The organism is Lysobacter terrestris, from assembly GCF_014489475.1.
In the GTDB taxonomy this organism is placed as follows: Bacteria; Pseudomonadota; Gammaproteobacteria; order Xanthomonadales; family Xanthomonadaceae; genus Agrilutibacter; species Agrilutibacter terrestris.
This window is the reverse complement of sequence record NZ_CP060820.1, coordinates 1647996-1668088: the sequence shown is the minus strand read 5'-3', so window position 1 is coordinate 1668088 and position 20093 is coordinate 1647996. Positions and strand designations below refer to the sequence as shown.

The 20093-nt window shown below is 70.6% G+C and carries 12 protein-coding genes and 2 pseudogenes; 7 read left to right on the top strand and 7 right to left on the bottom strand.

The features are described from left to right. Positions 1–414 precede the first annotated feature (414 nt). Positions 415–2304, top strand: coding sequence for a tRNA uridine-5-carboxymethylaminomethyl(34) synthesis enzyme MnmG (gene mnmG, locus H8B22_RS07770; protein WP_187710886.1), 1890 nt, complete (start codon positions 415–417; stop codon positions 2302–2304). A 96-nt stretch (positions 2305–2400) separates the two neighbouring features. After that, positions 2401–3672, top strand: a complete 1272-nt coding sequence (locus tag H8B22_RS07765) for a sialidase family protein (protein ID WP_187710885.1) — start codon at positions 2401–2403, stop codon at positions 3670–3672. 168 nt (positions 3673–3840) lie between these two features. Here the strand turns inward: H8B22_RS07765 and H8B22_RS07760 are convergent, their stop codons facing one another. The 5 genes and pseudogenes from H8B22_RS07760 to glyQ all read right to left on the bottom strand — a co-directional run bounded on the left by H8B22_RS07760 (position 3841) and on the right by glyQ (position 13169). Further along, on the bottom strand, positions 3841–7770 hold the full coding sequence (locus H8B22_RS07760) for a translocation/assembly module TamB domain-containing protein (protein WP_187710884.1): 3930 nt from the start codon (positions 7768–7770) through the stop codon (positions 3841–3843). Beyond that, positions 7770–9338, bottom strand: a pseudogene (locus tag H8B22_RS07755) (autotransporter assembly complex protein TamA); the annotation flags it as partial. The pseudogene H8B22_RS07755 and the gene H8B22_RS07760, both read right to left, overlap by 1 nt. Positions 9339–9506: 168 nt before the next feature. Beyond that, a pseudogene (locus tag H8B22_RS14995) lies at positions 9507–9788 on the bottom strand (POTRA domain-containing protein); the annotation flags it as partial. Positions 9789–10038: 250 nt separating this feature from the next. Then, positions 10039–12222, bottom strand: a complete 2184-nt coding sequence (gene glyS, locus H8B22_RS07745) for a glycine--tRNA ligase subunit beta (RefSeq protein ID WP_225876329.1) — start codon at positions 12220–12222, stop codon at positions 10039–10041. A 5-nt stretch (positions 12223–12227) separates the two neighbouring features. Next, positions 12228–13169 carry a glycine--tRNA ligase subunit alpha gene (glyQ, locus tag H8B22_RS07740; protein WP_187710883.1) on the bottom strand — a complete coding sequence of 314 codons (942 nt, stop codon included), beginning with the start codon at positions 13167–13169 and terminating at the stop codon, positions 12228–12230. Between the two features lie 84 nt (positions 13170–13253). Here glyQ and H8B22_RS07735 point away from each other — a divergent pair, with 84 nt between their 5' ends. The 5 genes from H8B22_RS07735 (at position 13254) to zapE (ending at position 17536) form a co-directional block, all read left to right on the top strand. Beyond that, positions 13254–13976, top strand: a complete 723-nt coding sequence (locus H8B22_RS07735) for a glutamine amidotransferase (protein WP_225876159.1) — start codon at positions 13254–13256, stop codon at positions 13974–13976. Positions 13977–14043: 67 nt separating this feature from the next. Further along, positions 14044–14940 carry a hypothetical protein gene (locus H8B22_RS07730; RefSeq protein ID WP_187710882.1) on the top strand — a complete coding sequence of 299 codons (897 nt, stop codon included), beginning with the start codon at positions 14044–14046 and terminating at the stop codon, positions 14938–14940. 150 nt (positions 14941–15090) lie between these two features. Beyond that, complete coding sequence (locus tag H8B22_RS07725) at positions 15091–15606, top strand: c-type cytochrome (RefSeq protein WP_187710881.1); 516 nt, start codon at positions 15091–15093, stop codon at positions 15604–15606. Positions 15607–15704: 98 nt separating this feature from the next. Next, positions 15705–16388, top strand: coding sequence for an alpha/beta hydrolase (locus H8B22_RS07720; RefSeq protein WP_187710880.1), 684 nt, complete (start codon positions 15705–15707; stop codon positions 16386–16388). 38 nt (positions 16389–16426) lie between these two features. After that, positions 16427–17536, top strand: coding sequence for a cell division protein ZapE (gene zapE, locus H8B22_RS07715; protein WP_187710879.1), 1110 nt, complete (start codon positions 16427–16429; stop codon positions 17534–17536). On the opposite strand, the gene H8B22_RS07710 is transcribed toward zapE, so the two are convergent. Then, positions 17533–18486 (bottom strand): TerC family protein, encoded by a 954-nt coding sequence (locus H8B22_RS07710; RefSeq protein WP_187710878.1) that lies wholly within the window; start codon positions 18484–18486, stop codon positions 17533–17535. The two genes, zapE and H8B22_RS07710, sit on opposite strands and share 4 nt — an antisense overlap. A 272-nt stretch (positions 18487–18758) precedes the next feature. Then, the gene (locus H8B22_RS07705) at positions 18759–20090 is read right to left on the bottom strand and encodes an APC family permease (RefSeq protein ID WP_187710877.1); all 1332 of its coding nucleotides are present in this window, start codon (positions 20088–20090) and stop codon (positions 18759–18761) included. Positions 20091–20093: the final 3 nt, after the last annotated feature.

Sequence of the window (20093 nt, the reverse complement as noted above, 5' to 3'; positions counted from 1 at the left end):
CGGCGTCCGACGAAGAATCACGGATCCCCCCTGTTCCGCCTTCGTTGGACGCCGGCTCCCCTCCGCGCCGGCGCGCAACGGGCCCCGCCCCTCACTCCGCTGAACAGGCCAACCGGCGCTCCTTGGGGCCTGCCCGGTGCCAACTCCGTCACAGTTCCGGATCGCGCGCATAAAAAAGGGGTCGAACGTCCCCCGACATTCGACCCCTGTGCTTCCCCGCGAGCGCTTGGCCAGCCCCTGTTCCAATTCCGACCGGCGCTTAGCGCCTGCCCCGCTGGGTGCAGGACAGGTATCGCAGGATGCGTGCCAACTTTTCCCGGACGCGCCGCCGGCGGCGCCCCGCCGGCCGGCAAGCACCTGATTGCTCAAGTAAAATCGCGTTCCCTCCGGCGATATCCCAGCGTGACCCACAGCGTGTCCCAGTCCTTCTACCAGTACGACGTGATCGTGGTCGGCGGCGGCCACGCCGGCACCGAGGCCGCATTGGCTTCGGCGCGGGCGGGTGCGCGCACGCTGCTGCTCACGCATTCGGTGGAGACGGTCGGCGCGATGAGCTGCAACCCGGCCATCGGCGGCATCGGCAAGGGCCACCTGGTCAAGGAGATCGACGCGCTCGGCGGGATCATGGCGCGCGCCGCCGATGCCGCCGGCATCCAGTGGCGCCGGCTCAACGCGAGCAAGGGTCCGGCGGTGCGTGCGACGCGCTGCCAGGCTGACCGTTCGCTGTACCGCGCCTTCATCCGCCGCGCGGTCGAGAGCCAGCCCAACCTCACCCTGTTCCAGTCCGCGGTCGACGACATCCTCTTCGACGCTGGCAAGGTCACCGGCGTGGTCACCCAGACCGGCCTGACCTTCACCGCACCCGCGGTGGTGCTCACCGCCGGCACCTTCCTCGCCGGCAAGGTCCACATCGGTCCGACCACCTACGCCGCCGGCCGCGCCGGCGATCCGCCCGCGGTCGCCCTTGCGCACAAGCTGCGCGAAGGCCCGTTCGTGGTCGACCGGCTCAAGACCGGTACGCCGCCGCGCATCGACGGCCGCACCCTCGACTACTCGGTGATGGAAGAACAGCCCGGCGACGATCCGCGCCCGGTGATGTCCTTCCTGGGCTCGCGCGACGACCACCCGCCGCAGGTCTCGTGCTGGATCACCCACACCAGCGAGCGCACCCACGACATCATCCGCGGTGCGCTCGACCGTTCGCCGCTGTACACCGGCCAGATCGAAGGCATCGGCCCGCGCTACTGCCCCTCGATCGAGGACAAGGTGGTGCGCTTCGCGGAGAAGGCCAGCCACCAGATCTTCGTCGAACCCGAAGGCCTCACCGTCGCCGAGATCTATCCCAACGGCATCTCCACTTCGCTGCCGTTCGACGTGCAGCTGGAGCTGGTGCGTTCGATCCGCGGCTTCGAGCACGCGCACATCACCCGCGCCGGGTACGCGATCGAATACGACTTCTTCGATCCGCGCGGGCTGAAGACCACCTTGGAAACCAAGGCGATCGACGGCCTGTTCTTCGCCGGCCAGATCAACGGCACCACCGGTTACGAGGAAGCCGCCGCGCAAGGATTGCTGGCGGGCGTCAACGCCGCGCGTTCCGTGCGTGGCGTGGAAGGCTGGAGCCCGCGCCGCGACGAGGCCTACCTCGGCGTGCTGGTCGACGACCTGATCACCCACGGCACCTCCGAGCCGTACCGCATGTTCACCTCGCGCGCCGAGTACCGCCTGCAGCTGCGCGAGGACAACGCCGACCTGCGGCTGACGCCGGTGGGCCGCGAGCTCGGTCTGGTCGACGAGGCGCGCTGGGCGACGTTCGACGGCAAGCGCGAGGCGATCGAGCGCGAGAACGCGCGGCTCGCTTCGGTATGGGCCGCGCCGAACAACGCGCTCGGCCGCGAGATCCACGCCACGCTCGGCATCGAGATCACCCGCGAGACCAGCGCACGCGACCTGCTCAAGCGCCCCGAACTCGATTACGCGAAGCTGATGGCGGTCGCCTCGCTCGGCCCTGCGGTCGACGACGCCACGGTGGCCGAACAGGTCGAGATCGGGGTGAAGTACTCCGGCTACCTCGACCGCCAACGCGAGGAAATCGAGCGCCAGCAGCGCCACGAGAACACGGCGATCCCGGCCGGCTTCGATTACGCCACGGTGCGCGGGCTGTCGGCGGAAGTGACGCAGAAGCTGCAGCGCGTGCAGCCGCAGACGGTGGGGCAGGCGCAGCGGATTCCGGGGATGACGCCGGCGGCGATTTCGCTGCTGCTGGTGCATCTGGCCCGCGTCGGTCGCAGCCGGGTGGCATGAATCAACGCGCGCTGCGGCGCGTTCTGGCATCGTCGTTGCCCAAGTTAATCGCGGCGCGCCACGCAACGACCTCCCCGCAGCCGTTACGCTAGGGGCATGAAAACGCGCCCCGCCGCCCTGCTGCTCGCCACCCTGCTGGCCGCCTGCAATCACCAGGCCCCACCGACCGCGTCGGCGGATACCGCCAATGCGCAAGACAGCGCCGCCACGGCGTTCGCACCCAAGCCATGGGCGCTGCCCGTTTCGGCCACCGCCGCACAGCCCGACCTGGTGGCCACGCCCGACGGCCGCCTGCTGCTGTCGTGGGTCGAGCCGCAGGCGCACGGCCACGCGCTGAAGTTCGCGTACTACGCCAACGGCGCCTGGAGCGCGGCGCAGGAGATCGCGCGCGGCGAGGACTGGTTCGTCAACTGGGCCGACACGCCGCACGTCGCCGTCACCCGCGACGGCGCGCTGTGGGCGCACTGGCTGCAGAAGTCGGCGAACGCGAGTTACGCCTACGACGTGGTGCTGTCGCGCTCCGCCGATGGCGGCCGCACCTGGTCGCCGCCGCTGCGCGTCAACGACGACGGCAAGCCGGCCGAACACGGCTTCGTCTCGTTGTGGCCGGCAGCCGACGATCGCCTCGGCGTCGCCTGGCTCGATGGCCGCGAAGCCGGCGGCGAAAGCGAAGGCCACGACGGGCACGATGGTGGCGGCGGCGCGATGACCCTGCGTGCCGCCGCGTTCGACGCGAAGCTGCAGCGCTTCGACGACACCCGCGTCGATGCGATGACCTGCGACTGCTGCCAGACCGACGTCGCGATGACGGCGCGCGGGCCGCTGCTGGTGTTCCGCGACCGCACCGACGCGGAGATCCGCGACATTTACGCCACGCGCCTGCAAGGCGGTGCGTGGCGCACGCCGCAGGCGGTGCATGCGGACCAGTGGCAGATGCCCGCGTGCCCGGTGAACGGCCCGGCCGTCGCCGCGCGCGGCGACGACGTGCTGGTCGGCTGGTACACCGCGGCGAACAACCTGCCGACCCTGAAGCTCGCCCGTTCGCGCGATGCCGGCGACCGCTTCGGCGCACCGGTCGTGCTCGACCGCGGCGAAGCCGTGCAGGGCCGCATCGACGTCGCCTTCGATGGCGACACCGCCTGGGCCGCGTGGCTGCGCGAAGACCGCAGCGGCCAGTCGCTGCAGCTCGTGCGCTACAGCGCCGACCTCTCGCGCGAACTGCAGCGCATCGAAGTCGCGAAGCTGCAGGGCCGCGGCCGCGGCACCGGCTTCCCGCAGCTGGCGTTGCACGACGGCGTCGCCCATCTGGTGTGGACCGACGTGGTCGACGGTCGTCCGCAACTGCAGGGTGCGGTGATCGCGCGCTAGCTGCTTCCTCGCGTCGTGCCGCGGCCGTCACGCGCGCTGCACGACGACGTTGCAATCGCGCGGGCTACTGCGCCGCGTCGACGCGGGTGGACTGCAAGGCGCGCGCGTACGCCACGGTCAAGGTGAACCCTCGCGTCCGGCCACAACCGACGGCGCTGCCGCCGGCCGTCACTTCTCCTTGCGCCAGTTCACCGACGCGCGGTTCTCCAGCGTGCTCGATTCGATCTGGATGTCGAAGCCCTTGCGCAGCAGGTACTTCAGCGTCAGCACCTGGCCGGTGCCGAGCAGCGACACGCCGTAGCCGACGTACAGGCGCGGCGACAGGTACTTGCCGACGCCGAGCACGCTGCCGCCGAGCGCGCGGCTCTCCATCACGCCGGCGTCGTCGAGACCGATCTTCGCGCCCAGCTGCGAGGCGAGCAGGCTGCCGCCCGCGGACAGCGCCGCGCCCGCGGCGTTGAGCTGCTTGCTTTCGTCGTTGCTCGCGCTCGACAGCGGTCGGCCCAGGGCGAGGTAGGACAGCGCCTCGGACTGCGAGGTGGCCGGGTTGCTCCACACCTTCGCCTGCGGTGCGGCGGCGCGCCCGGTCACGTCGATGCCGGCGGTGACTTCGCCGACCTCGCGTTCGGCGCGGATGTTGAGGATCGGATCGGCGACCGGGCCGCCCGACCAGACCAGTTCGCCGCGGGTGATCTGCAGCTTCTGCCCGTAGGCGGTGTAACGACCGGCGACGTCGAGGCGGCCGGACGCGACCATCTCGCGGCCGGGGCGCGCGCGCGCGCGCAGCTGCCCGGACAGCGTGCCGTCGAGGCCGAAGCCGACCAGCTTCACGTCGTCGCCGAGCGCGATGGTGAGGTCCATGTCGAGCGGCGAATCGCCGGTGTCTTCCGGATCGACCGGATCGAGCACGACCACGTCGGGCGAGGCGGACACGCCTTCGTCCAGGCGCTCCAGGTCGATGCGCGCCGACGGCACGGTGACGGTGCCACTGACCTGCAGCGGCTGCTTCGCCGCATAGCGCACCTGCACGTCGGGATTGGCGACCGCGCGCAGGTCGCGCGTGTCCGACAGCAGCACGTTGTCGCCCTTGACCGTGAGCACCAGCGGCGTGTCGTCGCCCTGCCAGCCGAGCGAGCCGTCGATGTTGAGCACGCCATCGCCGGAACGCACGCTGCCGGCGATGCGCGCGGTGCCGTCGGGCAGCGCATCCAGGCGCACGTCGCCATCGCGCAGCTGGATCGCCAGCGCCGGCAGTTCGGTGCTGAAGCGGGTCAGGCGCGCGTTGCCGCCGAGCAGCGGCTTCGCCCGCGTGCCGCCGAGGCGGACGCGGCCCTCGAGCTTGCCGGTCGGCTCGACGATGTCCGGCGAGAACAGCTCCATCCAGGTGAGTTCGTCGGTGTCGATGCCGATCTCGCCCGACAGCGGCGCGTAACCGTCCCAGCCGGTGGCGATGCGCGCGTCGACGCGGCCGTCGTCGTTGAGCGTGCTGTGCAGTTCGGCGGCGATGCGCTGCGGATCGAAAGTCGCGGTGAGGTCGAGACCTCCGTAGCGCACGACCTCGGTGCGCGAGCGTTCGCTGAACTTCATCCCGCCGCCGGCCGAGGTGACGTGCGCGCTGCCGCGCCAGCTGTTGCCCACGGGGCGCAGCTGCGCGGTGAGCGCGATGTCGCCGCGCACGATCCACGGACGGCGGTCGCCGCGTTCGGGCAGGTAGGGAATGAGCAGGGTGAGCGGCAGCGCGTCGCCGCGCAGGTCGAGGCCGCGCCGCGGCCAGTCGGCATTCGCGCACAGCGAACCGCCGCCGCTGGAGGCCAGGCAGGCGTTGGACAACGCGCCGCTGCGGCCGTCCCAGCGGAACTGCGCCGGCTGTTGCAGGCGCCACGCCGCGCCCTTCACCGGCGCGAGCTGCAGCGAGGCCAACGCGCCCTGCCAGGTGTTGCCGCGCTTGGCCGCGTTGCCGGCGAGCGCGAGCGTGCCGATCCCGCCGCGCGCCTCGCCCTGCACTTGCAGGTTCTCCACCGCGCCGCGTGCGTCCAGCGTCAACGCTTCCAGTGGCGTGCCGACATCGAGCCCGCTCGCACGCAACGCCAGTGCACCGTTGCCGCTGCGCCACGGCAGCCGGCCCTGCGCGCTGAGGTGGTCGGCGCGGTAGCCGGCGTAGCTCAGGCCGTTGCCGGTCAGGTCGGCATCGATGTCGGGCGCGTTGCGTGCGCCGCTCAGCTTGAGCGTGCCCTGCAGCGTGCCAGCGCCGTCGGGCAGCAGGTCGTTGAGTTGCAGCGGTGCGAAGCGCGCATCGATGGCGAGGACGCTGGCGACCTTGCCCTTCGCCTCGATCCGGCTGCCGCCGAGCGTGAGCGCGACCTCGCCCTCGTAGCTGTCCTGCCCGGCCGGCGTCGCCGCGCCGCGCATCAGGAACTTGCCGCGGCCCTGCAACGGGCGGCCGCGCAGGCGGCCGTCGAGCTGCGGCGCGTCGACCGCGATGTCGAGGCCGCCGTCGTTGCGCGTCTGCCCGCGCGTGCTGAAGCGGCCGCGCAACGCGCCCGGCCATTCCGGCGCGAAGTAACCGGGATCGAAGCCGGCCAACGTCGCATTGAGGTTCCAGCCCAACGCCGGCTGCCAGGCGACGGTACCGGCGGCCTCGAGCGCACCGCTCGGCATCTGCGCGCGCAGGTTCTTCAGGGTCATCCCGGCGTCGTTGCCGCGGCCGTCGAAGAACACCAGCGCCTGCTCGCCGTCGCGCGTCAGCGTGGCGCGGCCGATCGCGGCCCAGGCCTGCAGCGTGCCGGCGATGCCGAGGTCGGCGTCGGCTTCGATCAGTGGCGTGTCGCTGGCGGCCTGCGCCGGCGTCTTCGCCGTGGTCGCCGCGCCGCCCCACTTGAGGTCGCGCGCATTCACCGCGAAGCGCAGCGTCGCGTTCTCCGGATCGTTGAAGTCGGCGCGGCCGCGCAGCACCGCGGTGCCGTCGAACAGCTGCAGCGCCAGCGGTTTGGCTTCGAGCACCTGGTTCTCGATGCGCAGCTTCGATGGCAGCACGCGCGCGCTGAAGCCGCCCTGTGCCGCATCGCCCTGGGTGAACTCGCCCTGCAGGTTCATCTCGCCGCCGACGCCATCGGCGTCGAAGCGCAGCGCCAGCGGCGCGTCCGACGGCTTGCCTTCGGTCAGCAGCGCGACGTCCAGCGCTTCGGATTGCGCGTGCAGGCGCCAGCGCGGTTGCTCCTTGCCGTGCAGGGTCAGCGTCGCGCGCACCGGGCCGGGCGCGCGACCGGCCACGCCGACGTCCATGCGCGACAGGTCGCCGCGCGCGACCAGTCCCAGCCGCGGCGACGTGGTGCCCGCGTCGGCCGGCAGCACCGCAGTCGCGACCAGGTCCATGCGGTAGTCGGCGCTCGGCACGTAGTCGCCGTGCAGGGTGAAGCGGCCACGACTGGTATCGGCCTGCAGCGATTCGACGTGCAACTTGCCGGGACTCGCATCGAGGCCGCCACGCAGGCGCTGCACGTCGATGAGCAGCTGCCGCTCCTGCGTCACCACCAGACCATCGATGCGCACGTCGTCGGCCTGCAACGCCAGCGGCGGGTTGATCGCGGGCAGCGATTCGGGCCAGCGCGGCAACTCGAACGGCTCATCGCTCTTCGGGATCTCCAGCGTCGCGCCTTCCAGCTGCAACGCGTCCAGGCGCAGGCGGCGACCGAGCAGCGGCCGCAGCGCGGGATCGAGCACGACGCGCCTGGCGGTGAACTCGAGCAGGCGCGGATGCGCCGGATCGCGCCGACCGTCCTTGTCGGCGAGCACGTACGTGAAGCGCACGCCGTGCAGCACCAGCGGCCCGGACGCCGGGCCCTCCGCGCGCTGCCACGCGAGGCTCGCCTCGGCCGGCAGGCGTTGCCTGATCTGCGCCAGCAGCACGTCGCGGCCGCCGACGGTGTCGAGCAGCCAGTACAGCAGCGCGGCGAAGCCCAGCGTCAACGCGCCGGCGACGATGCTGCTGCGGATCGCCAGCCAACGCAGGCGCGCGCGGCGCTTGGCGCGCAACTCGGCGATGCGCGCTTCGTGCGCGTCGCGCTCTTCCGCCGTCAGCGTCGGCCGCTTCGTCGCCATCACAGGTCCGCGCCGATGTTGAGGTAGATCTCGTACTGCGAATCCGGGTCGTACAGGCCGTGGGCGATGTCCAGGCGCACCGGGCCGACCGGCGAGCGCCAGCGCAGGCCGATGCCGACGCCGGTGTGGAAGTCGGGCCGGTCGTCGTCGAAGGCGTCGCCGCTGTCGACGAACGCGGCCGCGCCCCATTCCTCGTTGAAGTAATGCTCGAACTCGACCGTGCCGGTGAGCACGTTCTTCGCGCCGAGCGCGTACTTCTTGCCGGTGTCGGTCACCAGCGTCGGGCCGACTTCGCGGAAGGCGTAACCGCGGATGCTGCGATCGCCGCCGGCGAAGAAGCGCAGGCTCGGCGGCATGTCGACGAGGCCGTTGGTGAAGGTGTAGCCGGCCTCGCCGCGCAGGATCAGGCGATTGCGTTCGCCCAGGCCGCGGTACCAGCGGCCCATGCCCCAGGCCTGCAGGAAGCTCGCGTCCGAACCGAGGCCGTTGAGGCCGCCGCGCAGTTCCAGGGTGAGGCCGACGGCGTCGCGCGGGAACAGGCGGTTGTCGGCGTCGATGTATTCGCCGCGCAGCGAGGGATACAGGAAGGTCGCGTAGTTGTAGACCACCGGCGCCAGTGCGCCGTTGCCGTCGTCGGGCTCGCTGACGTAGGCCCAGCGTTCGCGCAGCGCGTGCAGCGAGGCGACGGCGTTGAGGCGGTCGTTGACCTGGCCGCTGCGGCTGCCGACCAGTTCGATCTTGCGCGTGTCGATGTAGTCGGTCTGCTCGTCGTAGTGCTGCGCGCTGACCGTGTACCAGCCGTCGAGCCAGGCGAACGCGGGGATGCGGTACTGCACCGTCGCGGTCTTGCGCTTGGCCGCCCAGTCGACCTGGCCGAGCAGCTTGTGCCCGCGGTCGTTGATGTAACGCCGTTCGACGCCGAAGCGCACGCCCGCGCCGCTGTCGGTGCCGTAGCTCAGGCCCGCGGTGTAGATGCTGCGCTTGGCCGGCGTCAGCGTGACCTTGACCGGCACCTGGCCGTCGACGGCGTCCTGCGGTTGCGGCTCGATGTCGATGCCGGCGAAGTAATCCAGGCGCGCGAGCGATTCGCGGAAGCGGTCGAGCTTGCCCTGGTGGTAGTAGCTGCCTTCGTCCCAGTAGACCAGGCGCTGGATCAGGCTGTCGCGGATGATGTGGCGCGGCGCCTGCACGATGCTCATCGGGCCCATGTCGTAGCGCTGGCCGCTGGTCCACACCAGGTCGATGTCGGCCGCGTGTTCGGCGCGCGTCACCGATACCTGGCGCGAGGCGAAGTCGGCGTCGAAGTAGCCGCGTTCGGCCAGGCGCCGGGTGATGCGCGCCTTGCTCGCTTCGTACAGCGCATGGTCGAACACGGCGCCGGGCATGGGCTGGAACTTGCCCAGGTCCTCGCGCAGGTACTTGTCGCCGTTGCCCTCGCCTTCGATGGCGATGTTGGAACGACGCACGGTGACCGGCTCGCCGAGGTCGACGGTGATCGTCACCGTGACCGGCGCGGTGTTGGCGCGGCGCTCGCCCGGCGCCGGGGTTTCGCTGGCGGCGGTGGGAGTGTCGCCGTCGGTGTCGGCGTTCGCGGCGGGCGGCGTGGTGGGGGTGGCCGTCGTCTCGGTTGCCGGTGTCGCGGGCGTCGCGATTGCGGCGGGAGCTTCGCCCGGTGCCGGCGCAGTCGTCGCCGGTGCTGGCGCCGCCGGTACGTCGGTGCCGACCACGGTGGTCACGCCGGCGCGGGTGCGCTCGACGGTGATGCGCGGCGAGTAGTAGCCGAACGGCTCCAGCGCCTCGCGCGTTTCGTTCTCCGCTTCGCGCAGCAGGTAGGCGAGGCGGCGGCCGGAGAGGTCCTTGCCGATCGCATCGACCAGCGACAGCGACACGCGCACGTTCAGCGCCATCGTCTCGTCGACCCCGCGGATGTCGACCGCCGTCACCGTCGCGGCCTGCGTACCGCCGGCGACGAGCAGGAACAGGGCGCCGGCAGTGAGCAGTCGGGGGAGACGGGGCATCGGGCGAGGATAACCGGCGAGGATCAAGAAGCGATTAACGAAATTCGTTCGCCTGCGTTTTTCTGACTCCCTCCCTTTCGCCATAGGCGAAGGGGAGGGTTGGGGAGGGGTACGAGCGCGAAGCGTGAGTGCTTTGTCTTTAGCTCTCTTCCGCAACGACACATCAAAGCAAAAGCGCTCGCGCTTGCGGCGCTTGCCACCCCTCCCCAGCCCTCCCCTGCGCTACGCGCAAGGGAGGGAGAAGAACGCGTCAGATCGACAGGTGCTCGATCGCCGCCACGCTGCCGAGGCGATCGCTGAGGCGCTTGAGCAGGGCGAGGCGGTTGTTGCGCACCGCCGTGTCGTCGACGTTGACCATCACGCCGTCGAAGAACGCATCGACCTGCGGGCGCAGGCGCGCGAGGCGGCCGAGCACGGCGACGTAGTCGCGGGCCTGCAGCTGCGCGTCGGTGTCGGCGATCGCGGCATCCACCGCGGCGCCGAGTTCGCGTTCGGCCGCTTCGGTGTAACGCGCCGGATCGACCGCGGTCGGCACTTCGCCTTCGACCTTCTTCAGGATGTTGCGGATGCGCTTGTTGGCCGCGGCCAGCGCCTGCGCTTCGGGCAGCGTGGCGAATTCGGCAATGGCCTTGAGGCGACGATCGAAATCGAGCAGCGAGGCGGGACGCAGCGCGGCGACGGATTCGAACTGCTGTACCGGAACGTTCTGGTCGGCGTAGTAGCTGCGCAGGCGGTCGAGAATGAAGGCGTAAACCTCCAGCGCCAGAAGTGCATCGTTCGCCATCGCTCCACCGCCAACTTGGGTGGAACTGACTTTGACGCCCTTGGCCTCTGCCTTCTTTGCCTCTTCAGTTTGTCGATGCGCTGCCGTAAACAGGACGGAGTGCGACGCCGCGTCAACAGCAGTCACTAACAGCTCATCAAGAGGAATCTCGATGCCCCCTTCGATAAACGTACGTGCAAGGCCCAATGCATTTCGACGCAGGGCAAATGGATCTTTGTTGCCGGTGGGCTTGAGATCCGAAACAAACCCGCCCGCCAGCGTATCCAGCCGCTCGGCGATCGCCAGCACCTGCCCCAGCTTCGACGGCGCGATCGCATCGCCGGCGAAGCGCGGCATGTAGGCCTCGTCGATCGCGTTGGCGACCTCCAGCGGCTGGCCCTCGACCGCGGCGTAGTAGCGGCCGGCGATGCCCTGCAATTCGGGGAATTCGTTGACCAGGCGCGACTGCAGGTCGGCCTTGGACAGTTCCGCGGCGCGGCGCGCCAGCACCGGGTCGACGCCGACCTGCGGTGCGATCGCCTCGGCCAGCGCGGCCACGCGCGCGACCTTGTCGGCGACGGTGCCGAGCTTGGCCTGGTAGGTGACGGACTGCAGGCCCTCGGCCATCGCGGCCAAGCCCTGCTTCATGTCCTCGACGAAGAAGAACTGCGCATCGGCGAAGCGCGGGCGGATCACCCGCTCGTAGCCCTTGCGCACCTCGGCTTCGTGCTTCGATTCGATGTTGGCGATGCCGATGAAGCGCTCGCTCAACTTGCCGTCGGCGTCGAGCACCGGGAAGAACTTCTGGTTGGCTTCCATCGTCGCGATCAGCGCTTCCTGCGGCACGGCGAGGAAATCGCGGTCGAAGCTGCAGGCGATCGCCTTGGGCCATTCGGTAAGGCCGTTGACCTCCTCGAGGATGCCCGCGTCGATGCGCGCGACGCCGCCACCGGCCTGCGCGGCATGCTCGACCTCGCTGACGATGCGCGCGCGGCGCTCGTCCGGATCGACCAGCACCTTGGCGCCGCGCAGGGCTTCGACGTATTCGCCGGCCTCGTTGATCCACACCGGCTTGTCGTGCAGGAAGCGGTGGCCGCGGCTCATGCGGTCGGCGCGGATGCCGAGCACTTCACCGGGGACCACGTCCTTGCCCAGCAGCAGCACCAGCCAGTGCATCGGCCGGGCGAAGCCGTAGTCGTGGTCGCCCCAGCGCATCGGCTTGGGGATCGGCATCGCGGCGATGGCTTCGTTGATGATCTCCGGCAGCAGGTCCGCGGTGGCCGCGCCCGGCTTCACCGCACGGTGCACGAAGCGTTCGCCCTTGGCGTCGCTGGTCTTGTCCAGCGCGGTCCATTCGACCCCGGCCTTGGCGGCGAAACCCTGCAGCGCCCTGGTCGGTTCACCGTTCGCGTCGAGCGCGATGTTGAGGTACGGGCCGAGCACTTCCGAGGCCTGTTCCGGCTGCTCGCTGGCGACGCCGGGCAGGCGCACGGCGATGCGGCGCGGGGAGTACAGCGGCTTGGCTTCGCCGCGGTCGAAGGCGATGCCGCGCTTGCCCAGGCCATCGAGCACGCCGTCGAAGAAGGCCTGCGCGAGCCCGGGCAGGGCCTTGACGGGAAGTTCCTCGGTGCCGAGTTCGATCAGCAGCGGGAGCATCGGCAGGGACTGCATGTTCATCACGCGGCCTCCTGCGGGTGCTTGGATTTGTTCAAGCCCGGGAAGCCGAGTTTCTCGCGCTGCGCGTAGTACGCCTCGGCCACGCCCTGGGCGATCTTGCGCACGCGCAGGATGTAGCGCTGGCGCTCGGTGACCGAGATCGCGCGGCGCGCGTCGAGCAGGTTGAACGAATGCGAGGCCTTGCAGACCTGGTCGTAGGCCGGCAGCGGCAGGCCGAGTTCGATCAGCTTGAGCGCTTCGGCTTCGCAGGCGTCGAAGCGGTGGAACAGTTCTTCCACGTTGGCGTGTTCGAAGTTGTACGTCGACTGCTCGACTTCGTTCTGGTGGTAGACGTCGCCGTAGGTGACCGGCGTGCCATCCGGGCCATGGGTCCAGATCAGGTCGTAGACGTTGTCGACGTTCTGCAGGTACATGCACAGGCGCTCGAGGCCGTAGGTGATCTCGCCGAGCACCGGGCGGCATTCGAGGCCGCCGGCCTGCTGGAAGTAAGTGAACTGGGTGACTTCCATGCCGTTCAACCACACCTCCCAGCCCAGGCCCCAGGCGCCGAGGGTCGGCGATTCCCAGTTGTCCTCGACCAGGCGCAGGTCGTGCACCAGCGGGTCCACGCCCAGTGCCTTCAGCGAATCGAAGTACAGCTCGACGATGTTGTCGGGGCTGGGCTTCATCACCACCTGGTACTGGTAGTAGCGCTGCAGGCGGTTGGGGTTCTCGCCGTAGCGGCCGTCGGTGGGACGGCGGCAGGGCTGCACGTAGGCGGCGTTCCACGGCTCCGGGCCCAGCGCGCGCAGGAAGGTCGCCGGGTGGAAGGTACCCGCGCCGACTTCCAGGTCCAGCGGCTGGATCAGCACGCAGCCGCGCTCGGCCCAGTAGGCATTGAGGCGCTGGATCAGCTGCTGGAACGTGATCGGTGACGGCAGCGGCGCGCTGGCTTGTGACATGGGTGCGGAAAGGCCGTGGGGCAAAGCGCGGTAGTATAGCTACAGGCCTTGATCCCCTTGGCTTTTCTGCCTTATTCCGCCGTCGTGAACGCTCCTTTCCTGATCCTCGAAACCGGCCAACCGGTCGCGTCCATGCGCCGCCATCGCGGCTTCCCGCACTGGATCCGCGTCGCCGCCGGACTCGAAGCCGACGAGGCGGTGGTGGTGAACGTCGAGGCCGGCGAGGCGCTGCCGTCGCGCGAGGGCTTCGCCGGTGCGATCGTCACCGGTTCGGGCGCGATGGTCACCGACCGCCACGACTGGAGCGAGCGCTCCGCGCAGTGGCTGCGCGACGCCGCGCATGACGGCCTGCCGTTGTTCGGCATCTGCTACGGCCACCAGCTGATCGCGCACGCGCTCGGCGGCGAGGTCGACTACCACCCGGCCGGGCGCGAGATGGGCACGGTGCAGCTGGAGCTGCACCCGCAGGCCGCGCACGACCCGCTGTTCGCCGGCCTGCCGCGCCAGTTCCCGGCGCAGGCCACGCACCTGCAGAGCGTGCTGCGCCCGCCCGCCGAGGCGACGGTGCTGGCGAAGTCGGACCACGACGCCTGCCACGCCTTCCGCTGGGGCGATCGCACCTGGGGCGTGCAGTTCCATCCCGAGTTTTCCGCCACGCACATGCGCGGCTACGTGCAGGCCCGCGAAGAGGCGCTGACCCGCGAGGGTCGCTGCCACAAGCAGGTCGCGCGCGGCGTCAGCGCCACGCCGCACGCGCGGCTGGTGCTGCGCCGTTTCGTGCGCCACGCGCGCGGACTGGCGCGCTGAACCTTGCAATCGTCGTCCCGCGGCCGCATCGAGCGGCCGCGCCTTTTCTCTTGGAGATGTTCCGGTAATGACCACTCGTGCCAATGGACCGCTGGCTGGCCTGGCCTGGCTCAAGCGCGCCTTCAGCGCCGGGCGGCATAACCCGCGCGCGATCTTCGGCGGCGCCTCGCTGCTGATGGTGGCGGCGCTGGTGCCGGGATTCCTGCAGGCCTTCGCGCATGCGCTGCTGCAGCCCGGCCCGGGCGTCGCGGCGGTCCTTGCGGCGCTGACCACCCTGCTCGCGGTGGTCCTGCTCGGCCCGCTGATGGGCGGCTACCTGCGCGTGATCGACGCCAGCGAGCACGGCCGGCCGGCGCACGCCTCCGACGTGCTCGCGCCGTTCCGCGACGCGCGCGACGCGCGGCGGATGATCCTCTTCAGCCTGGTCATGCTGCTGGTGCAGCTGGGCGCGCTGTCGCTGCTGTGGGCCGTGTTCGGCGGCGCGCTGCAGAACCTGCAGGAGTGGTACCTGCGCGTGGTCGAGCTGCTGCAGGCCGCCAAGCCCGGGCAGCCGGCGCAGCTGCCGGCGCCGCCGGCGGGGCTGGGCGGGCTGTTCAGCCTGGCCGGGCTGTGCGCCCTGTTCGTGGGCGGGGTGTTCGCGGTGGGGCTCGGCCAGCTCGCATTGCGCGGGCAGGGCGTGGCGGCGTCGGTGTTCGCCGGCCTGTCCGGCGCGGCGCGCAACCTGCTGCCGCTGCTGGTGCTGGCCGCGGTCGCCCTGGCCCTGATGATGGCGGCGGGCGTGGTGCTGGCGCTGGTGGCCGGCATCCTCGGCCTGCTGCACCCGGTGCTGGCGCTGGTGGCGTTCCTGCCGCTGTACATGCTGTTCGTGCTGAGCCTGTACGTGGTGATGTTCGGCGTCGTCTACCACCTCTGGCGCGACGTCGCCGGCGACGCGCCGACGGCCGCGGGCGGCATCGAAGCCTGACCCGCCGACCCGGCCGCAGCGACCGCCCCGCGCCGAAAACTCGCGCCGGCCCCGCGCTTCTGGAATAATTCGCGCTCTTTGACCCGCCGGGCCGGCTCGATCCATGGCCCGGGAACACGTCTTCAGGCATCGCTGCAGGAACCGCCCCTCGTGCGCAATTACGACCTCGAATTCCTCAAGAAATTTTCCATGGTGATCGGCTTCCTGGTGCTGGTCACGATGGGCCTGATGGTCGGTGCCTACTACGTGCACCAGCAGCTGCCGCCGGAAGTGAGCCCGGTCGCGGCCAAGCGCACCCAGGACCGCATCGCCCCGGCCGGCTCCGTCTATGCGGGCAGCACCGGCGCCGCCGCCCAGGCCGCCGCCACGGCCGCCGCTGCGGCTGCGGCCGCCTCGCAGGTCGCCTACGGCGGCACCACCGACGGCTCGGTGATCTTCGGCCAGCTGTGCACCGGCTGCCACACCTCGGGCGCCGGCGGCGCACCGACCCTGGACAAGGCGCATTGGAGCGCGCGTATCGCCCAGGGCACCGAAACCCTGCACAAGCACGCGATCGAAGGCTTCACCGGCAGCGCCGGCGTGATGCCGGCCAAGGGCGGCAACCCGGCCCTGACCGACGAGCAGGTCAAGGCCACGGTCGACTGGATGATCGGCAACCTGAAGTAAGGTCCGCCGCACCCGCAACGACGCCGCCTCCGGGCGGCGTTGTCGTTTCCGGGCCGCGCAACCACGCCCGCAACGACCGCCCCCGTAGAATGAACGCCATGGACGCGCCCCCGTTCCCCACGCAATCGACGCCCCTGGTCCTGCCCGGCCCCGCCGGCGACCTGGAAACCGCGGTCGACCTGCCCGAAGGCCCCGTGCAGCCGATCGTCGCGATCGTCTGCCACCCGCTGCCCACCGAGGGCGGCACCATGCACAACAAGGTGGTGACGATGGCCGCGCGCGCGCTGCGCGAATCCGGCGTCGCCACGGTGCGCTTCAACTTCCGCGGCACCGGTGCCTCGCACGGCCATTTCGATCACGGCCAGGGCGAGTCGGACGACCTGCGCGCCGTCGCCGCCTGGGTGCGCGCGCAGCGCCCCGACGCGGAGCTGTGGCTGGCCGGCTTCAGTTTCGGCTCCTACGTCACCCTCAAGTGCGCGGCCGAACTGCGGCCCGGCATGCTGATCTCGATCGCCCCGCCCGCCGCCGGCCGCAGCTGGGACTTCGGCGCGATCACCCTGCCGGACTGCCCCTGGCTGATCATCCAGGGCGACGCCGATGAAGTCGTCGATCCGCAGGCCGTCTACGCCTGGCTCGATGCCATCCGGCCGCAACTGCGCCTGGCGCCGGAACTGGTGCGCATGCCCGACACCAGCCACTTCTTCCATCGCCGGCTGATGGACCTGCGCGGCGCGATCAAGGCGGGCGTGCGCCCGTACCTGCCCAACCCGGTGGCGGACTGAGCAATGCAGGCAATGCCCGACGGCGGGACGACGCGCCGGTGACCGATTCCACCCTGCTGCCCTCGCAGCGCTACGCCCAGGGCGTCGCCCGCGGCGACTGGAACGACGATCCCGCGCAGCACGCCGCCCTGCGCGAACTCGACCGCCTGCACGCGCTGCTGCTGCAGCCGGCGAAGCGCGGCCTGTTCGATTCGCTGCTCGGCCGGAAGCCGGAGACGCCCACCGGCCTGTACCTGTGGGGCGGCGTCGGCCGCGGCAAGACCTTCCTGATCGACCTGTTCTTCGATGGCCTGACGATCGCGGAAAAGCGCCGCACCCACTTCCACCGCTTCATGCGCGAAGTGCACGCCGCCCTGCGCGAGCACGCCGGCGAGAGCGACCCGCTGGCGCAGATCGCCCGCGAATGGCGCCGCGACCTGCGCGTGCTGGTGCTCGACGAATTCTTCGTCAACGACATCGGCGACGCGATGCTGCTCGGGCGCCTGCTCGAACGCCTGTTCGCCGAAGGCGTGGCGCTGGTGACCAGCTCGAACACCGCGCCGGCCAACCTGTACGCGCACGGCCTGCAGCGCGAGCGCTTCCTGCCGGCGATCGCGCAGCTGCAGGCGCACACGGTCGAACTGCTGCTCGACAGCCCCAACGACTACCGCCTGCGCGCGCTGACCAAGTCGCCGGTGTACCGCACGCCGCTGGATGCGCAATCCGACACGTGGCTGGCCGCGCGCTGGCGCGAACTCACCGCCGGCCTGCCGCAGGATCCCTGCGTGAATGCCGCCGGCCTGATCGAGATCGACGGCCGCGAGATCCCGGTGCGCGCGACCTGCGAAGGCCACGCCTGGTTCGACTTCGCCGCGCTGTGCGAGGGCCCGCGCGCGGCCGGCGACTACATCGAGATCGCCACCGAACACCACACCGTGCTGCTCGGCGACATCCCGCAGCTGGACGACACCCGCAACGACGCGGCACGCCGCTTCGTCCACCTGATCGACGAGCTGTACGACCGCCACGTCAACCTGGTGTGCACCGCGGCGGCCGCACCGACCGCGCTGTACGTGGGCAGCAAGCTCGGCCACGCCTTCGAACGCACGACCTCGCGCCTGATCGAGATGCAGTCGGCCGAATACCTGGCGCTGGAACACCGCGGCTAGTTCTTCAGCGCGGCGGGCCGGCGCAGGCTCAGCGCGATGGTCGCGCCGATGATCAGGGCGACGCCGGCCAGCGATGCCAGCACCGGGACCTTGACCACGTCGAGCAGCAGCATCTTCGTGCCGATGAAGACCAGCACCAGCGCGAGCCCGTACGGCAGCAGGTGGAAGCGGTCGGCCATGCCCTGCAGCAGGAAGAACATGGCGCGCAGGCCGAGCACCGCGAACACGTTCGAGGTCAGCACGATGAACGGATCGTCGGTGATCGCGAAGATCGCCGGGATCGAGTCGACCGCGAAGATCACGTCGGTGATGCCGATCAGCACGATCACCACGAACAGCGGCGTGTACCAGCGCGCGCCATCCTTCAGCACGCTCAACGCGCGGCCGTGGTAGCCGGGCGTGAGCCGCAGGTGCCCGCGCATCCAGCGCAGCGCCGGGTTGGCGTCCAGGTCGGGCGCCTTGCCGGCGGCGAGGAACATCTTGATGCCGGTGAACACCAGGAACGCGCCGAACACGTACAGGATCCAGTGGAAGCGCGCGAGCAGCAGCGCACCGGCGAAGATCAGGATCGCGCGCAACGCGATCGCGCCGAGCACGCCGATCACCAGCACGCGCTGGCGCTGTTCCTCCGGCACCGCGAAGTACGAGAACAGCATCAGGAACACGAAGATGTTGTCGACCGCGAGCGATTTCTCGACCAGGTAACCGGTGAGGAATTCCAGCGCGACCTGCGCGCCCGCCTCGGCGCCGGCTTCGCGCCCCACCCACCACCACAGGCCGGCGTTGAACAGCAGGGCGAGCGCCACCCAGCCCACGCTCCAGCCCAACGCTTCCTTGAACGTCACCTTGTGCGGACCGCCGTGGCGCATGAGCACCAGGTCGACCAGCAACGCGACCACGACCAGTGCCGCGAACGCGGCCCACAGCATCGGGCTGCCAATGGATTGCATCTGAAGATCTCCGGAAATGAAAACGCCTCGTGGCCGCAGGCCGCGAGGCGTCTATCCAGAGGAAGGGGACGCTTCGCCGCTTGCGGCGAAGGTCTTGCCCGCAACCGCGTTGCGGTTGCCTGCGGGACCGGGGCGTGAGCCCGTAATGACGATCCGGCAGCGGGAGCTACTCCCCTTCGACCTGCAGCATAGCAGAGCGTCGCGGCCGCCCCGCTTTGCCCATGCCGGCCACTGGCGCGCTGCCGGTGCGGCGTTCCGACGCGTGCCCTCGATCAGGCCGCGCGCTTGCGCAGGCGCAGCAGCGCGTAGGTCGCGACCAGCGCCGCCAGGGCGATGCCGATCGCCAGCCATTCCTTGCGCGTCAGCGTCGCCGTGATCGCCACCATCGCCGCGATTGCCAGCAGCGGGATCGCGAAGCCGCCGGGCAGCACGAACGGCGCATCGCCGCGTTCGCGCAGGTCCAGCGCCTGCGCGCGCCACGCGGCCAGGCTGACCAGGCCGTAGACGAGGCAGATCGCGCCGCCGGAGATCAGCGCCAGCGCGTCGAAGTTGCCGGCGATCGCCAGCACCCACGCCAGCAGCGCGTGTGCGGCCAGCGCCCACAGCGGCACGCGATGCGCCGCGCTCACCGTGCCGAACATGCGCGGCAGGTAGCCGTCGCGGCCGAGCGCGAACACCAGGCGCGCGGTGCCGAACAGGTTGCCCATCAAGAAGCCGGTCATCGAGATGCACGCGGTGGCCAGCAGCAGCACGCGGCCCGGCCCCCACAGCGCCCCGGCGGTGTCGGCCACCGGCACGCCGCTCTGCGCCAACCCCGCGCCGAGCAGGCCCTGGCCGACGATCTGCAGCGCGAGGTAGAGCAGGACCACGAGCAGGATCGCGACCATGGTCGCGCGCGGCACGTCGCGCGCCGGGTCGTTGATCTCGCCCGACGGCACCAGCGCGGTCTCCATGCCCGAATACGCGAACATCACCAGCACCATCGACGCGCCGAGTGCGCCCCACGACGGCACGTCGCCGATCGCGAAGCTCACCTGCGACCAGTCGACGAAGAACACGCCGATGGCCGCGAGCAGGAACAGCGGCGTCAGCTTCAGCGCCGCCAGCGTGGTGATCGCGCGCGCGCCCAGCTTCACCCCGAAGGCATTGAGCGCGAACAGCGCGGCGTACACGAACGTCAACAGCAACGCGCGCGGCAGCGGCGGCGCGAACGCGGGCACCAGGTTCGCCACCTGCACCGACAGTGCCGCGGCGACGCCGGCGCTGGAGGTGAAGTTGCTGATCCACATCAGCGCGCCACCGACGAAACCGGCGAACGGGCCGAAGGTCGCGCCGAGGTAGCTGTACGGCCCGCCGGTCACCTGCACGCGGCTGCCGACCGCGGCGAAGCACAGCGCGATCGGGATGATCGCCAGCGCGCCGGCCACCAGTGCCAGCGGCGCCGCTGCGCCCATCTGCGTCGCCAGCGCCGAGGGCATGCGGAAGATGCCACCGCCGACGATCACGTTGATCACCGCCGCGGTCAGGGCGAAGGTGCCGACCGCGCGCAGCAGCGCCGCGTCGCCTTGCAATGCCGTCGTACGGGAAGACGCGGACTCGTTCATGCG

What these genes read in the sequence shown, in the direction of transcription:
- H8B22_RS07765 (WP_187710885.1), top strand. Translation starts at nt 2,401, where the DNA reads ATGAAAACGCGCCCCGCCGCCCTGCTGCTCGCCACCCTGCTGGCCGCC.
- H8B22_RS07760 (WP_187710884.1), bottom strand. Translation starts at nt 7,770, where the DNA reads ATGGCGACGAAGCGGCCGACGCTGACGGCGGAAGAGCGCGACGCGCAC.
- glyS (WP_225876329.1), bottom strand. Translation starts at nt 12,222, where the DNA reads ATGCAGTCCCTGCCGATGCTCCCGCTGCTGATCGAACTCGGCACCGAG.
- glyQ (WP_187710883.1), bottom strand. Translation starts at nt 13,169, where the DNA reads ATGTCACAAGCCAGCGCGCCGCTGCCGTCACCGATCACGTTCCAGCAG.
- H8B22_RS07730 (WP_187710882.1), top strand. Translation starts at nt 14,044, where the DNA reads ATGACCACTCGTGCCAATGGACCGCTGGCTGGCCTGGCCTGGCTCAAG.
- H8B22_RS07720 (WP_187710880.1), top strand. Translation starts at nt 15,705, where the DNA reads ATGGACGCGCCCCCGTTCCCCACGCAATCGACGCCCCTGGTCCTGCCC.
- H8B22_RS07710 (WP_187710878.1), bottom strand. Translation starts at nt 18,486, where the DNA reads ATGCAATCCATTGGCAGCCCGATGCTGTGGGCCGCGTTCGCGGCACTG.
- H8B22_RS07705 (WP_187710877.1), bottom strand. Translation starts at nt 20,090, where the DNA reads ATGAACGAGTCCGCGTCTTCCCGTACGACGGCATTGCAAGGCGACGCG.